The sequence below is a fragment of the Paenibacillus sp. B46(2026) genome (assembly GCF_056786355.1).
The window spans coordinates 5,461,123-5,477,858 of sequence record NZ_CM165907.1 but is presented as its reverse complement, the minus strand read 5'-3'; the positions used below and the strand labels follow the sequence as shown (position 1 = coordinate 5,477,858).

Annotated in this window: 8 protein-coding genes; all 8 read left to right on the top strand. The window is 49.2% G+C overall.

The window, feature by feature from the left end:
- Positions 1 to 44 precede the first annotated feature (44 nt).
- Positions 45 to 1,517 (top strand): ABC transporter substrate-binding protein, encoded by a 1,473-nt coding sequence (locus tag AC1S8V_RS24290; RefSeq protein ID WP_482071106.1) that lies wholly within the window; start codon positions 45 to 47, stop codon positions 1,515 to 1,517.
- A 77-nt stretch (positions 1,518 to 1,594) separates the two neighbouring features.
- A complete protein-coding gene (locus AC1S8V_RS24285) occupies positions 1,595 to 2,524 on the top strand; it encodes an ABC transporter permease (protein ID WP_091037846.1) in 930 nt (309 codons plus the stop codon).
- Between the two features lie 23 nt (positions 2,525 to 2,547).
- Entirely contained in the window at positions 2,548 to 3,468 is a 921-nt protein-coding gene (locus tag AC1S8V_RS24280) for a carbohydrate ABC transporter permease (RefSeq protein ID WP_062837930.1), read from the top strand.
- Positions 3,469 to 3,500: 32 nt separating this feature from the next.
- Positions 3,501 to 5,858 carry a glycoside hydrolase family 3 N-terminal domain-containing protein gene (locus AC1S8V_RS24275; RefSeq protein ID WP_482071105.1) on the top strand — a complete coding sequence of 786 codons (2,358 nt, stop codon included), beginning with the start codon at positions 3,501 to 3,503 and terminating at the stop codon, positions 5,856 to 5,858.
- A gap of 4 nt (positions 5,859 to 5,862) precedes the next feature.
- Positions 5,863 to 9,096, top strand: a complete 3,234-nt coding sequence (locus AC1S8V_RS24270) for an alpha-mannosidase (protein WP_482071104.1) — start codon at positions 5,863 to 5,865, stop codon at positions 9,094 to 9,096.
- Between the two features lie 254 nt (positions 9,097 to 9,350).
- On the top strand, positions 9,351 to 10,670 hold the full coding sequence (locus AC1S8V_RS24265; RefSeq protein ID WP_482071103.1) for a glycoside hydrolase family 125 protein: 1,320 nt from the start codon (positions 9,351 to 9,353) through the stop codon (positions 10,668 to 10,670).
- Positions 10,667 to 13,846 (top strand): beta-galactosidase, encoded by a 3,180-nt coding sequence (locus AC1S8V_RS24260; protein ID WP_482071102.1) that lies wholly within the window; start codon positions 10,667 to 10,669, stop codon positions 13,844 to 13,846. The genes AC1S8V_RS24265 and AC1S8V_RS24260 overlap by 4 nt, the downstream gene beginning before the upstream one ends.
- Positions 13,843 to 16,626: an alpha-mannosidase gene (locus AC1S8V_RS24255; protein ID WP_482071101.1), complete on the top strand. Its 2,784-nt coding sequence runs from the start codon at positions 13,843 to 13,845 to the stop codon at positions 16,624 to 16,626. The genes AC1S8V_RS24260 and AC1S8V_RS24255 overlap by 4 nt, the downstream gene beginning before the upstream one ends.
- The last annotated feature ends 110 nt before the right edge of the window (positions 16,627 to 16,736 follow it).

The following is a 16,736-nucleotide window of genomic DNA, read 5'->3' as shown; positions in this document are numbered from 1 at the left end:
AGTTTGTAGAGACTAAGAGAACACGAAAAGGGAGGATCAAAGAAATGAGTAAACAAAGAAAACGCTTCTCACTCGTTCTTGCATTGTTAATGGCCGTTACACTTGTTCTTAGTGCCTGTGGAGGAAGCAAAAATGCTTCAGAATCCGGGGGATCGGGAGATGACGCGGTCGAGTTGATCTGGTATACCATCGGTACCCCCCAGAAAGACGTCAATAAAGTGATGGAAGAAGTCAGCAAGTATACCAAAGAGAAAATGAATGCCACGGTGACGATGAAGATGGTTGACTGGGGTGACTACCCGCAGAAGATGCAGGTCAACGTAGCTTCCGGTGAGCCAATGGACATTCTGTTCACTTCATCTGGTGGATTCGACTATGTACAAAATGCCAGAAAAGGCGCATTCCTCGAACTGGATGATTTGCTGACGGAGTACGGTCAGGATCTCACCAAGACCATTGATCCTGCGTTCCTCAGCGGTTCGAAGGTAGACGGACACAATTACGGAATTCCAGCCAACAAAGAGCTGCCTCAACAAGAGGTATGGCGCTTTAACCAAATGCTGGTTGATAAATACAAGCTGGACATCTCTGGCGTCCGTACGTTAGACAGTCTGGAGCCTTTACTGAAAACGATCAAGGAAAACGAGGCGAGTGTAACACCTTTTGCCATGGATAAAAACTATGTTCCTTACGTGCCATATGACTATGTCATTCAGAATCTGCCGATGGCAATCAAGTTGGATACGACAGATTATAAGCTTGTAAACATACTGGAAACGCCTGAAATGAAAGAAGCACTTACCACAATGCACAAATACTACAAGGCCGGTTATGTATCGGCAGAAGCGGCAACAACAGGTTCCACCAATGATCTGACAACATCGGGCAACTGGTTCCTGGATCGTGCACAGACACAGCCGCTTGCGGACAATCAATGGTCTGCTAGTTACGGTTATCAAGTCGTTTCAACACCTGCAAGTGAAGCAATTATAACGAATACATCTGTACAAGGCTCCATTATGGCCATCTCGGCCAACTCGGAATATCCAGAGAAAGCGATGGAGTTTCTGAACCTGCTGAATACAGATCCTGTGCTGCGCAATATGGTGGATTCAGGTATCGAGGGCACACACTACAAAAAAGTGGATGACACGCATATGGAAAATCTGCCTGAATCGAAAAACTACGATATGCCTTCATACTCCCTTGGGAACAACATGCTGCTCTATCTGAACAGCAATGACCCGGACAACAAATGGGATGAGTTCAAGAAGTTTAATGCAGAGGGCGTAAATTCCCCAATTCTGAGCTTTAACTTTGACTCAAGTAACGTATCTTCTGAACTGACAGCAGTGCAGAATGTCAAAGAGCAATACTGGGCAGCACTGATGACAGGTACACTGGACCCTGCAGCCAATCTGGATCAAGTGATTGAGAAGTTCAATCAAGCCGGACTGGAGAAAGTAATGGCTGAAGCCCAAAGCCAGCTGGATGCCTGGAGAGCGGAAAACAAGTAACGGTACATCGTAAGGATCGGGCGGCTGCTTAACGCGTCCGGTCCTTTTTTATTCAAGCCTGAAGGAGGATATCGACAATGACTACATTTTTGAAAAACCTGATTAGAAACCGAGTCATGCTGCTCATGGTGCTGCCAGGCGCCATCTGGTTCTTCTTCTTCTCCTACTTGCCACTCGTGGGTACAGTGGCTGCCTTTAAGGAATATCGTTTCAGCCGTGAAGGGTTCTGGGCAAGTCTGATGAAGAGCGAATGGGTAGGTTGGGACAATTTCAAATTCCTGTTCAGCACAAGTGACGCATGGCTAATTACACGCAACACCCTCTTTTATAACATCGCCATTATCTTCCTGGGACTGGTTTTCGCTGTGGCATTGGCAATCCTGCTCTCGGAACTAGTGAATAAACGACTCGCCAAACTATATCAAACCGGCATGTTTCTGCCCTATTTTCTATCCTGGGTTATCGTTGGTTACTTCGCATTCAGCTTCTTGAGCATGGATCGGGGGATGTTGAATCAAATTATCGGCTGGTTCGGGATGGAACCGATTCAGTGGTACTCCGAGGCGAAATATTGGCCTTATATTCTGGTGTTCGTAGCGTTATGGAAAACCATCGGTTATAGCAGCGTTGTTTATCTGGCTTCCATTCTGGGGATTGATAAATCGCTCTATGAAGCAGCCATGATCGATGGAGCAAGTAAGTGGCAGCAGATTCGTAATATTACGATTCCGTTGCTGTCGCCGATCATTACGATTATGACCTTGCTGGCTGTAGGCCGCATTTTCTATGCCGACTTTGGACTGTTCTATCAGGTGCCAAGGGATTCGGGTACGCTCTATTCCGTGACGAATGTTATTGATACTTATGTGTATCGTGGTTTGAAAACTAGTGGTGAGATCGGGATGAGTACGGCTGCGGGATTGTATCAATCCGTCGTGGGTTTTGTGCTTGTTATTATCTCCAACTATGTGGTCCGCAAAATCGATAAAGACAGCAGCCTATTCTAGGACAGGGAAAGGAGTGAACCACTATGGCTCAAGCAGGGCTCGTTAAAAAACGCGACTTCCACCACGTATCCAGCGGCTGGAACGTGATTATGAACATCATCGCCGGTCTATTCGCTCTGATCTGTGTATTTCCTTTTATATTTGTAGTCATTATCTCGTTTACGGACGAGAAGGCACTGGCCCGTGACGGGTATCGTCTGATTCCGGCAGAATGGAGTCTCGCGGCATATCAGTTTGTCTGGCAGAGTGGGGACACGCTGCTACGGGCTTATGGAGTTACCATTCTAGTGACGGTACTTGGTACCATCATCAGTCTGATTCTCATGTCGCTGTATGCGTATGCGATTTCCCGTAAGAGCTTCAGATATCGGAGATTTTTCTCCATCTTTGCGATTCTGACTATGTTATTCAACGGCGGGATGATTCCAACCTATATGGTCGTATCCCAGCTGCTTGGGTTGAAAGATACGTTATGGGCACTGATTCTGCCGCTGGCGATGAATGCCTTCTATATTATGATCCTGCGTACATTTTACTCCACCAGTGTGCCGGATGCAGTCATTGAATCGGCGAAAATTGATGGCGCCGGTGAGTTTTATACCTTTATGAAAATCGTGATTCCACTCTCCTTGCCGGGACTCGCAACCATCGGGTTGTTCAGTACACTCGGTTACTGGAATGATTGGTTCAATGCGTTGTTATACATCGATAATCCCAATCTGGTACCGCTGCAATCCATGCTGATGCGGATTGAGTCGAGCATCCAGTTTATCCAGCAGAACTCTGCTAACAGTTCGATGAGTCTGGCAGCCATGCAGTCCATTCCGCAGGATACGTCCCGAATGGCGATGGTTGTGCTTGCTACGTTGCCGATTATATTCGCTTATCCGTTCTTCCAGCGTTATTTCGTACAGGGTCTGACGGTGGGCGCGGTCAAAGAATAGCCGGATCACGCTATAGGATTGGAGAGATGCAGATGATGACTTACAAGGACCACAGCAAATCCGTAGAGGAACGGGTACAGCACCTGCTTAGCCTGATGACTACGGAAGAAAAGGTAGGCCAACTTACTCAGCCATTTGGCTGGCAGACCTATACGAATGATCAAGGGAACATCGCGTTAAATGAATCCTTTAAGCAGCAAGTGGAAAATGGGGGCATCGGCTCCCTCTATGGTGCGCTTCGTGCAGATCCCTGGACTGGCGTTACGCTGGAAATTGGACTATCCGCCAGAGAAGGCGCTGAGGCGGTTAACCTGATTCAACGCTATGCGGTGGAGCATTCCAGACTGGGGATTCCCATCCTGATTGGGGAAGAGTGCTCGCATGGTCATATGGCTATTGACGGAACGGTCTATCCCGTCCCCCTTTTATTGGGGAGCACTTGGAATGTGGATTTGTACCGGGAGATGTGCCGGGCAGTGGCGCGTGAGACACGTGCCCAAGGTGGTGCGGTCACCTATTCTCCAGTACTGGATGTTGTGCGTGATCCGCGCTGGGGACGTACCGAGGAATGCTTCGGTGAAGATCCGTTTCTCATTGGAGAACTGGCAGTTGCTTCCGTGGAAGGACTTCAGGGTGAAAGTCTTGACCGTGGGGATACAGTAGCGGCAACGCTGAAACATTTTGTCGGTTACGGCAGCTCGGAAGGTGGGCGCAATGCGGGTCCTGTGCATATGGGCTGGCGCGAACTGCTGGAAGTGGATCTGTATCCATTCCGTAAGGCGGTAGAAGCTGGCGCGGCTTCCATCATGCCGGCGTATAACGAAATTGATGGTACGCCTTGCACGGTAAATACGGAATTGTTGGAAGATGTTTTGCGTAAAGAGTGGGGCTTTGACGGTCTTGTCATTACGGATTGTGGTGCGATCAATATGCTGGCAAGTGGGCATGATGTCGCATCAGATGGACTGGAAGCTTCCGTACAGGCCATTGAGGCAGGTATCGATATGGAAATGTCCGGTGAGATGTTCGGGCAATACCTGGTGCAGGCGGTGGCAGAAGGCAAGCTTGATGTGCAGGTTCTGGATCAGGCGGTCTCTCGTGTGCTGGCGTTGAAGTTCAGACTGGGCTTATTCGAACAGCCTTATGTGGATGCTGATCGCGCAGCAGAAGTGATTGGCAGTGAAGCACATGTTCAGCTGGCACGCCAGTTGGCGGCGGAAGGTGTTGTGCTTCTCAAAAATGAGGCTGAAACGCTACCTCTATCCATAGCAACAACTGGGCGAATTGCCGTAATCGGCCCAAATGCAGATCAAGCGTACAATCAACTGGGTGATTACACATCACCACAACCTAAGTCCAAAGTGGCAACAGTGCTGGATGGTGTTCGCAGTAAGCTGGCTAATCATGTGGATGGGCAAACGGAGAAGAGTTCTGTTGGTCCTTTGACTGGTGACAGCGATACAGATCAGGTGCTCTATGCTCCAGGCTGCCGGATCAAAGGGGATTCGAAGGAAGGATTCGAGAGAGCCATCGAAGTTGCCAGCCAGGCAGATACAGTCATTATGGTGGTTGGCGGCTCCAGTGCACGTGACTTTGGAGAAGGAACAATCGATCTGAAGACGGGTGCTTCCAATGTGTCCGATAACTCCTGGAATGATATGGAGTGCGGCGAAGGCATCGACCGTATGACATTGGGGCTTGCCGGAGTACAGCTGGAACTCATTCAGGAGATTCATAAGCTCGGCAAGAAGCTTGTCGTTGTCTACATTAATGGTCGTCCCATCACTGAACCTTGGGTGGATGAACATGCCAATGCAATTTTGGAGGCGTGGTACCCGGGCCAAGAGGGCGGGCATGCCATTGCAGATATTCTATTTGGCGATGTGAATCCGTCGGGTAAATTGACGATCTCCATTCCGAAGCATGTTGGTCAATTACCGATCTACTATAACGGCAAACGTTCCCGGGGCAAGCGATACCTCGAAGAGGATCTGGAGCCACGTTATGCATTTGGATACGGACTTAGCTATACCACATTTGAGTACAGTGAACCGAAGCTGAGTTCTTCGTCCATGACAGCCGGTGATTCAGTTACCGTATCGGTGAATGTGACCAACACCGGCCGTTATGCAGGTGCAGAAGTTGTACAACTGTATATATTCGACGTAGTTAGTTCGCTGACTCGTCCAGCCAAGGAGCTGAAGGGGTTTGCAAAAGTGAGCCTGGAGCCAGGAGAGACGCAGACCGTGGAATTCAGAATCGGGGCAGAACAGCTGCAGTATATCGGACGCAACCTGAAGCCTGTCGTAGAACCAGGTCAATTCCACATTCATATCGGCAGCAGCGTTAACGATACGCAAATGGCCGAACTGACCGTAAGGGAGGCGTAAGACGTTGGAACGTATCAGACGATTTATTCGCGAGTTGTCCGAACATCAGTGGCTGGAGCAATTGCAGCTGCGCAGTTGGGACATTACCCGTGCTTATTATCATGTGCCAGGACAGTATGAGGATCAGGGTGAGTACCCGGAAGGGCAAGATTTTGAGCGTTTTCCAAGCAAACAGGGAACGACTTATTTTTTTAGAACACGTTTGGAGATCCCTGCTACATGGCAGCAAGCGCCTTATGGCCTTGTATTTGAAACGGGGGGAGAAGGTTTACTACGGGTGAATGGACACTCCTATCAGGGTTTGGACCGCAATCATACCTACGTAACGCTTGATCCGTCCAAAGTTGGAACTAATCCGGAACTAGAGATCGAGATGTTCGATCCGGTACCTGAACCCGTAGACCCGTTGAATCAGCAGGCGGTTATTCAGCCGCCAATCACATTAATTACGAGCCTGCTGGTGAGACCAAATGAAGCGGTTCGTAGTCTCATGTATACGGTCATCATTGTACGTGATTCGGCTGTGCTGCTGCCGGAAAGTGACTTCAGGCGGGTTCGCCTGTTAGAACTGGTGTATCGTGCGATGGATCAATTTGTAGGCATGTCAGTAGAAGAGATTGAGCATGGAGAGGGTATTCGTCAGATTGAGAATAATCTGAAGCATCATGTACGTGAGATTGGTGGCAACGCGGAAGGTCTGGAGCATATGGTGGGACAGTCCCATATTGATATTGCGTGGCTGTGGCCTGTACGCGAGACGGTACGCAAAACGAGCCGTACCTTCTCCACCGTGGATGCACTTATGAATGAATATCCCGACTATGTTTATTCCCAGAGCCAACCCTTACTATATGCGTTTCTGAAGGAGCATGATCCTGAGCTGTACGCGCGGGTGAAGCAGCGGATTGTAGAAGGTCGCTGGGAGCTGGTGGGCGGCATGTGGGTTGAGCCGGATCTGAACATCCCGAGTGGGGAGTCCCTGATTCGCCAGATGTTATATGGTCAGCGTTTCTATATGGAGGAGTTTGGCAAGACATCACAGATTGAATGGCTGCCGGATACGTTCGGGTACTGTGCCTCCCTCCCGCAGATTTTGAAGCATGGCAATGTGGAATATTTCATGACAACAAAGCTCGGATGGAATGACACAAATGTGTTTCCATATGATCTGTTTCACTGGGTGGGGATTGACGGCACACCAATTCTGTCTTACCTCAATCATGGTGTTAACGAGCACACGCTGCCAAAGGACATTCATGATCACTGGCAGTCCTATCGTGAGAAAGCAGCGCATCCGGAGCATATGCTTCTATACGGACACGGAGATGGCGGCGGTGGGGTAACACGCGAGATGCTGGAGTATGTGGATCGCGCAGAACTAATGGTAGGACAGCCTGCGAGCCGTTATAGTACGGCGGGAGCTTTCTTTGCCGGAATTGAAAAGGAGCAACCTGTACTTCCGAAGTGGCATGGTGATCTGTACCTGGAGTTACATCGGGGAACCTACACGACACATGCACGCAACAAACGTAACAATCGGAAAGCGGAAGTTCTATATCGTGAAGCTGAGTTGTGGAATACACTCGCTCTGCCAGATATGGAGGCAGATGCAGAAGCTGAAGTGCGTTCGAATCTGCATGAAGGCTGGAAATTAATTTTGCTGAATCAATTCCACGATATTATACCGGGATCGGCGATTACGGAGTCCTACGTCACTTCGAATGAGGAATATGTACAGGTATTTGAATTAGGCAGAACCGGACTGGATCAAGGCACTGCAGCATTGACAACGGGTATCAACACAGAGGGACCAGAAGGTTCAGTAGCCTATGTTGTATTCAACAGCCTGGGCTGGAAACGGAGTGCAGTCGTTCAACTTCCTGTGCAGGATGGCTTGGATTGCTACGGCATCGATGAAAAAGGCCAGCGCTTGCGGATGGATCGGGAGGATGGCAGCATGTCTATTCTCGTGACAGACATTCCGGCGTTTGGATATAAGACGATTTGGCTGGTACCGGAAAATACAAGGGAAACGAATGTACGGGAAATGAAGAACCTTGCCGCACAACCAACCTTTAATGATACATGGGATACCGCCTTTTATCATGTGCAGTTCAATGAACGTGGGGAGATCACCCGTCTGTGGGATAAAACCGCGGAGCGTGAGATGTTGAAGCCGGGTGAACGTGGCAATCAACTTCACTTCTTCCACGACCGTCCGACATTATGGGATGCATGGGATATCGACAGTCGTTATGAGGAACAGATTGCTGGCGAAGTGGAACTGTTGGAGAAAAAGCTGGTGCTGGCGGGTACAACGAAGGATGTCCTGCGCTTCCGATGGAAGCTCCATCAATCGGTGATTACGCAGGATATCGTCTTTTATCATGACTCACGGCGAATCGACTTCCAGACACAGGTGAACTGGCATGAAGATCACAAGCTTCTGAAAGTCGGTTTCCCCATTGATGTGGTGACCTCCAAAGCTACATTTGAGATTCCATTTGGCGCACTGGAACGTCCAACACATCGCAACACAAGCTGGGAACAAGCTCAGTATGAAGTCTGTGGACATCGGTTCGCGGATGTATCCGAATATGGATACGGCGTGAGCCTGCTCAATGACTGCAAATACGGGTATGACGTGCAGGGAAGTACCATTCGTTTGTCCTTGCTGCGTGCACCCAAATGGCCAGATCGCACAGCCGATCTGGGAGAACATGAATTCACCTACTCTTTGTATCCACACGACGGAGACTGGAGAAAAGCACACACCGTACGTCAGGCCGCCGAGCTGAATCATGAAGTGACGGTACAGCAGGTGAAACAAGTGCAACAAAAGGGTCAGATACAACAAGAGCAGCAGATAGAGCAGGTACAGCAGGTACAGCAGAGGGAAGAAGTACAGCAAAGCACAGGGACTGAGGTAGCTCCAACCGCAGATGCAACTGCTAATGCCGCCCCTGTACGCCCAGCAACCGGAGCATGGATTGATTTTGATAGTAACCATGTCATTCTGGATACCGTCAAATTGGCAGAGGATGGACACGGCACCGTACTTCGTTTCTATGAATCGTCAGGCAAACGCGAAAACATCACGTTGCAATGGCCGCATGCCTTTGAGCAGGCATATCACTCCAACGCACTGGAAGAACCCATCAAACCACTGGCCCATACCAATGGCCAGATTACACTATCTTTTAAACCTTACGAAATACAAACCGTGCTACTGCGGTAAACCTTTTTGAAATATTTTTGAGCTATATAAGATGAACTTAAACATGTACACATAACGGAGAGTGCAGAACCAGATGGAGAAGCGAAGCGTTCGCCTTTATCCCCGGATTTTCCCTTTAGAGAAGGGAATCAAAAAAATCTGGGGATAACAGCGATCGGAAGATGGTACTGCAATCGTAGTGTCCCAGTGCACAGTTAATGGGTTTATCTTGTATAGCTACACCATTCAATTTGTTTAAGGAGTTGCACTCATCCATGGAACAGTTCAGATTACCCAAAATACCCATGCCGCCCGTTGCTTTGCCACAATCCATTCAGGCCGTGCTCGAAGAAGCAGAACAGAAACTAGCTCACCGACCCAAGCTGCTTCAATTATTCAAAAACTGCTTCCCTAACACTATCGAAACAACAACCAAGTTGATGGAGGACGGTACGACTTTTGTCATCACGGGAGATATTCCGGCTTCCTGGCTGCGTGATTCCGTGGAGCAGGTGGTACATTACATTCCGTTTGCAAAGGAAGACGAGGATTTGCAGCGCATTATTGGCGGGTTGATCAAGCGTCATATCCAGTATATTCATATCGATCCATATGCTAATGCCTTCAATGAGACGGCGAACGACTGGCATTGGAACACCACGGACGAGACCGAGATGTCACCTTGGGTGTGGGAGCGCAAATTTGAGATCGATTCATTATGTTTCGTTGTGCGGCTAGCTTATTTATATTGGAAGGAAACCGAACTGACCGATATTTTCGATTCAAGCTTCAAAGCAGCGATGCGTAAAATTGTGGACCTGTTCAAAGTCGAACAGCATCACATGGAACAATCTCCATATCGCTTCACTCGCAATAACGGTATCCCAACAGATTCCCTGCGCAATCACGGAAAGGGTATGCCAGTCAACTACACGGGTATGATCTGGTCCGGCTTCCGTTCCAGTGATGATGCCTGTGATTTCCACTACAATATCCCTGGCAATATGTTCGCGGTTGTCGCTCTGCGTCAGATGCAGGAGTTTGCCGAGTGGGTGTTCCGGGATATGGAATTTTTGCAGGAATTGAAGGATCTGGAGCAGGACGTGGATCACGGCATTCAGTTGTATGGTATTTATCGTCATCCGGAATTTGGACCGATCTATGCGTACGAGACGGATGGTTATGGCAACCACTGTCTCATGGACGATGCGGGTACACCGGGACTCATGTCCATTCCATATCTGGGTTACGTCACAGCGGATGATCCGATTTACCAGAATACGCGCCGTTTCGCTCTGAGCAAAGAGAACCCGTTCTATTATGAGGGCAAGGTTGCCAAAGGGATCGGAAGTCCGCACACCCCGCCGAATTATATCTGGCATATGGGATTGTCCATGCAAGGACTGACTGCGCAGTCTGCCGAAGAGAAACTGGAGATTATTCGCATGCTCGAAGCAACGGATGCAGATACAGGCTATATGCATGAAGGCTTTCACGCCGATGATCCAACGATTTTTACAAGAAAATGGTTTGCATGGTCCAACAGCCTGTTCTCTCAGTTGGTCTATAGATCCGTGAAGGATGGCCTGTTATGAGTATCCAACCTAATGATAAAAAGTTGATTATCTTCGCTGATCCTGCGTTTCCGATGGAAGGTGCTTTTCCAACTGAGCAGGCTCTGAATGCATGGAAAGCAGTCGAAGAGATCACCGTTGTAAACGCTGAAGAACTTGCAGAGGTTTTGAAGACCACAGCAGGTGAAGGATGTCTAGTGAATCTGCATGCACCCTATTTCCCCAAATCCGCTTGGACGGAGATTGCAGCTTACCTGCACCAGGGCGGAAGCCTGATCAGTGTGGGGGGCGCACCCTTTAAACGTCCGGTTCGATATGAGAATGGGGCATGGGTTGTAGAGTCAGAGCAGACCGCGTATCACCAGGAACTCTATATTCATGAGGCACTGAACGTATCTTCTGCCAATGTGCAATCGTACACTTCTTCGGAACAGATCCCGCTTCTTGCTGGGAAAGAGGGACTGTTCGAGAAGGCAGATACATGGAATCTGGTTCCACATACAACCAAAACCAGTGATCTGCCTCACCAGATGGGTTCATCAGGACCGATGAGTACGCAGATTTACCCATTACTTCGTGGCATGAGTAAGGATGGACGCAGTGTTGCCGCTCCGGTCGTTCTGTGGGAAAACTCCCGTGGGACTTTCGTTGGTTCACGCTGGATGTTTGTGCATCTGCCACTGACCACCTCATTCTGGACGCAGGATGGTGCTGACGAGATTGTGAAGTGGGCGCAATTCTGTGCACAAGGTGTAACTGAGTTATCCCTGAAAACGAATTATGCTTCGTATGAGCCAGATGAGCGGGCTGTACTCACACTTCAAGGCCAGATTTTACAGCGAGCAGGCAGCAGACTTACCGAGTCCGAGCTGTGGACGTTTGACATAACGGTCGAGCATGAAGATCGCACAAGTGGCATGACGGAGAAGGTATGGAGCCATCGACTGGAGATGGAACTTTCCGGTGAGCAGCGTTTCGAACGCATACTTCTCCCGGTCTCCATTGAAAGTGAGCTGTATCGGATCGTGTGCCGCGCACAAGCACCTGACGGGGAAGTTCGGACCTTGCGTCAAGGCTTCTGGGGACAGGATGCAGCATTGCTGGCAGAAGGGGAAGTCATTACCCGCAGCAGGGACTATTTTATAAAAGACGGACGTCCTCTGCCTGTTGTAGGCATGACCTACATGACCTCTGATGTGGCACGGAAATTTCTGTTTCTGCCGAATGCGGATGTCTGGGATCGGGACATGGCTCAGATGGCGAAAGCAGGAATCAACTGGATTCGGACGGGAATCTGGACCGCCTATCGCAATATGATGCAGGTGGACGGTCATATGGCGGAGGATGTGCTCCGTGCCATTGATGCATTTATTTTAACGGCGAAACGGCACGGCTTGCAGGTCACGTTCACCTTCTTCTCCTTTACACCGGAGACATGGGAAGGCACGAATCCGTATTTGGACCCGCAGAGTGTTGAAGCACAGAAACGTTTCATCCGCAGCATCGTCAGTCGTCACACGCATACAACACATGTGGACTGGGATCTGATTAATGAGCCATCGATGTTTGATCCGGTGCGTATCTTCTCAGCTGGCCCACGCTCGGCGAGGGATTCATATGAACAGCAGGCTTTTGTCAATTGGCTTCAGCAGCGTCATGAGACGATTGAAGCGTTGCAGGAGGCATGGAACATGTCACCGAAGCAGCTTCCCAACTTTGCAGCCGCGGTCATTCCGGAGCCGGAAGAGATTAATTTTGATGTACAGGACATGCACAAGGCCAAAAAAGGAACGCGCTGGCTTGATTACTGCCTCTTCTCCATGGAGATGCACAATATATGGGCCAGAGAGCTTGTAGGTACGATCAAGCATCTGGTACCGGATCATCTGGTCACTGTGGGACAGGACGAAGCCCTTGGTGCACAGCGTCCTTCGCCGTTCTTCTATGAACGTGAAGTGGATTATACAACGGTGCATTCCTGGTGGTTAAACGATGACCTGATCTGGGACGGCATTTTCGCCAAAACGCCTCATAAGCCAAATCTCATTCAGGAGACGGGCATCATGTATGTGGAAACCCCGGATGGACGAGCTAAACGTACGGAAGAAGAGCTTCGTGGCATTCTCGAACGCAAGTACGCCTATGCTTTCTCGACAGGCGGCGCAGGAGCGGTGCAATGGATCTGGAACACCAATTTCTATATGGATAATGCCAATGAGTCTCATATCGGAGCCCTGCGTGCAGATGGTACGGAGAAACCGGAGGCGGATGTATCTTATGATTTTGGCCGATTCATGAGTGGCATTCGTGATCTCTTTGAAGACCGTGAGCTGGAGGATATTGCAGTGGTGTTCCCGTATTCCAATGACTTCTCTAACCGTGCCCTGGCCTATGATGCCACAACGAAGCTGACTCGGGTGATGTCCTATGATCTGAAGCTACCGTTCCGTGCGTTATCCGAGTATCATCTGGAAGCGCTGGAGCAGCAGCCACCGAAACTGATTATCGTACCGAGTCCGCACAATATGGACAGCGATGCACTTCAACAATTGCTCACGTTTGCGGAGAAGGAAGGTACAAGTCTGCTCATCACTGGACCGCTGGGGCTGGATGCATACTGGAAGGCAACTGACCGGGCAGATCATATTGTAGGCAAACGCAGTCTGGGTAACGTGCAGCGGGAAGAACTGCTGAATATTAACGGAGTGAATCACCGGGTGACCTATGGACGGCGTCGTATCGCCGAGGTGGCAAAGGAAACGTTGCTTCATGGGGGTAATGGTACAGGAGATGAAGTAACCGTTTTGCCTTTGGGTAAAGGGAAATTAATCTGGACCCCACTACCGCTTGAGTTGAACGGACGGGATGAGCCACTTGCTGAATTATATCGTTATGCAACCGAAATTTCGGGCATCGAACAGGAGTTGGAATGGATATCTGGCGGAGATATCGCAGGGATCTACGGCCGGAAGCTGAGTTTTCCAAAAGGGAATCTGTATGTATTTGTATCGGAGTTTGCCTTGAACCATGAAGTTCATGTGAGAGATCAACGTACAGGTGTATCGTACTCGTTCCAATTGGAGAAAAATCGTTCGGTGCTGTTTGCCACGGATGCTTCCGGAAAGCTGACTGCGGTGTATCGCCCTGATGAGGTTGAGATTGTACAACAAGAGGAAAGAGGTGGGATCACACGATGACCAAGAAAAAGAGAGCACATATTATTTCGCATACCCACTGGGATCGGGAATGGTATTTGCCTTATGAGAAACATCATATGCGGCTCATTCAGCTCGTCGATTCACTGTTGGATCAGCTTGATGAGGGACCAGACTACAAAAGCTTTTATTTGGATGGACAAACGATTATCATCGATGACTATCTTCAGGTTCGCCCGGAGCAGAAGGAACGACTGGAGAAACATATCCGCAATGGACGGATTGTGATTGGGCCATGGTACATTTTGCAGGATGCCTTTCTGACGAGTGGAGAAGCCAATGTGCGCAACATGCAGGTTGGACATAAGGACGCCAAGCGTTACGGCATACCTTCGAAAATTGGTTACTTTCCAGATACATTCGGATTGGTCGGACAGACTCCGCAGCTGATGCAGCAATCCGGCATTGATAATGTATTCTTTGGTCGTGGTGTGAAGCCTACAGGCTTCAATAATACAGTATCGGATGCCGGATATGAATCAAGCTTCTCGGAGCTGATGTGGGAAGGGCCAGACGGATCAAAAGTGCTCGGCGTATTGTTCGCAAACTGGTATTCCAACGGAAATGAAGTTCCGGTAGATGAGGCTTCGGCCCGCAAGTTCTGGGAAACCAAGCTGGCAGATGCCGAGAAATATGCATCTACCAATGAGCTGTTATACATGAACGGATGTGATCACCAACCGATTCAGAGAGACCTGCCGGAAGCGATTCGCATGGCTGAGCAATTATATCCCGATATTGAGTTCGTTCACTCGAACTTCCCTGACTATCTGACCGCCCTGAGAGCATCGGCTGAACATGAGTTGTCCACGGTCAAAGGCGAACTACGCAGCCAGCGTACCGATGGCTGGGGAACTCTGGTGAACACGGCCTCGGCTCGTGTGTATCTGAAGCAGATGAACCAGCTGGGCCAGACCATGCTTGAAAAAGTGGCTGAACCACTGGCATCCTATGCCTATCTGCTTGGACATGCCTATCCACATGATCAACTGACATATGCCTGGAAAACGCTGATGCAAAATCACCCGCATGACAGCATCTGTGGATGCAGTGTGGATGAGGTACATCGCGAGATGGTGACACGGTTTGATAAGAGCCGTCATGTGGCAGAGGCTTTAATTGAAGAGAGCACCAGCCAGATTGCCGCAGCCGTCGATACCTCCATCTTTGCACGTTATGGCGAGCAGGCTCGACCTGTTGTGGTGTTTAATACAACGGGTTGGGAACGCAGCGGTGTAGTTCAAATGGAACTGGACGCGGCTCGGTTGTATTTCCGGGATGGACATACGTTGGAAGAGATGGCGACGCAGATGAAAGCCGTTGACCTGTCAGATCGCATACTGGTAGATGAAGAGGGTAATCACATTCCATGTACGGTGGAGGATCTGGGTCTGCAATTTGGCTATGATCTGCCGGATGATCGCTTCCGCCAGCCGTATAGTTGTCGGCGAGTAAGTATTCGTTTTGAAACAGAAAATGTAGCTGCATTTGGCCTGAAAACCTATGCATTGATCAACATTACGGATGATGCTAAGAGTGGTACTCCGTCGAAAACGACTACGCTGTTGCGTGGTGAACGTGGCATGGAAAATCAACATTTGATCGTCACGATTGCAGACAACGGTTCATTCACACTCACAGACAAACGAACAGGCCGGACTTATAAGGACCTTGGCGTGTACGAAAATGTGGGTGATATCGGTAATGAATACATGTTCAAACAACCAGAGAATGAAGTTGCATTGACAACACAAGCGCTTCAGGCCGAGATTCGGGTCCTTGAGGATACATCATACTTGGCCTCGTTTGAAGTGATTCATCATTGGGAAATACCGGAGTCAGCGGATGAGATGCTAGATCAGGAACAGCGAGAACTGATTTATTATCCGCATCGCAAAGCCCAGCGTTCAACGAAGATGATTCCGCTCCAGATTCGCACGGTTGTATCCCTCAGTCGTAATGGAAAAGGAGTACAAGTGGAAACAACCTTCAACAATCAGGCGAAGGATCATCGGGTACGTGCTCTTTTCCCAACGAATCTCGTATCTGCTGTTCATCATGTGGATTCCATGTTCGAAATTGCAACGCGTGATAACAAGCCTGCACCGGAGTGGCAAAATCCAAGCAATACACAGCATCAACAGAGTTTTGTAGATGTGAGTGAAAAAGATGCAGGATTGGTCGTGGCCAATCTGGGTCTGAATGAATATGAAGTCCTTCAGGATGGACGCAATACCATTGCGGTTACGCTACTTCGTGCTGTTGGCGAACTTGGAGATTGGGGCTTGTTCCCGACACCTGAAGCACAATGCCTGGGTGAACATACATTTCAGATCGAGATCATTCCCCACGATGGGAATGGTGCAGCGTCAGGTGCATATATTGAGGCGTATCAGTTCCAAGTTCCTTGGACGCTGGCACAAACCGAAATACACCCGGGTTATCTGACACCTAGCAACACACCGTTTGCATGGCAAGGAGACGGTTTAGCATTTTCTTCACTCAAGGTAAATGAGGATTCCGGCTATGTGATGCTCCGCTGGTTCAATATGACCACCGACTCTGCCACGTTGAAGCTTGCAACATCACAAGCGATTCCACAGCCATTCGAAACGGCATACAAAAGCAACATCCTGGAGGAAGAGGGCGAAAGGCTTCATGCCCACAACATAGAAGAGGCATCGACATTATCATTTGCCAACAAGGAATGGAACATACAGACAGGTTCATGCGAGATTGTTACTGTCGGCTTGCGCCGCTGATAGAAGTTGTTTAAAAAGTCGAAAAACAGACTTTTTGAACACAAACTAAAAGGTACAGGATTGCAAGTGTACTATGGACCAGGCATTACGTACGGTGGCGGAAGAGTTAC

What these genes read in the sequence shown, in the direction of transcription:
- AC1S8V_RS24290 (WP_482071106.1), top strand. Translation starts at nt 45, where the DNA reads ATGAGTAAACAAAGAAAACGCTTCTCACTCGTTCTTGCATTGTTAATG.
- AC1S8V_RS24285 (WP_091037846.1), top strand. Translation starts at nt 1,595, where the DNA reads ATGACTACATTTTTGAAAAACCTGATTAGAAACCGAGTCATGCTGCTC.
- AC1S8V_RS24280 (WP_062837930.1), top strand. Translation starts at nt 2,548, where the DNA reads ATGGCTCAAGCAGGGCTCGTTAAAAAACGCGACTTCCACCACGTATCC.
- AC1S8V_RS24275 (WP_482071105.1), top strand. Translation starts at nt 3,501, where the DNA reads ATGATGACTTACAAGGACCACAGCAAATCCGTAGAGGAACGGGTACAG.
- AC1S8V_RS24265 (WP_482071103.1), top strand. Translation starts at nt 9,351, where the DNA reads ATGGAACAGTTCAGATTACCCAAAATACCCATGCCGCCCGTTGCTTTG.
- AC1S8V_RS24260 (WP_482071102.1), top strand. Translation starts at nt 10,667, where the DNA reads ATGAGTATCCAACCTAATGATAAAAAGTTGATTATCTTCGCTGATCCT.
- AC1S8V_RS24255 (WP_482071101.1), top strand. Translation starts at nt 13,843, where the DNA reads ATGACCAAGAAAAAGAGAGCACATATTATTTCGCATACCCACTGGGAT.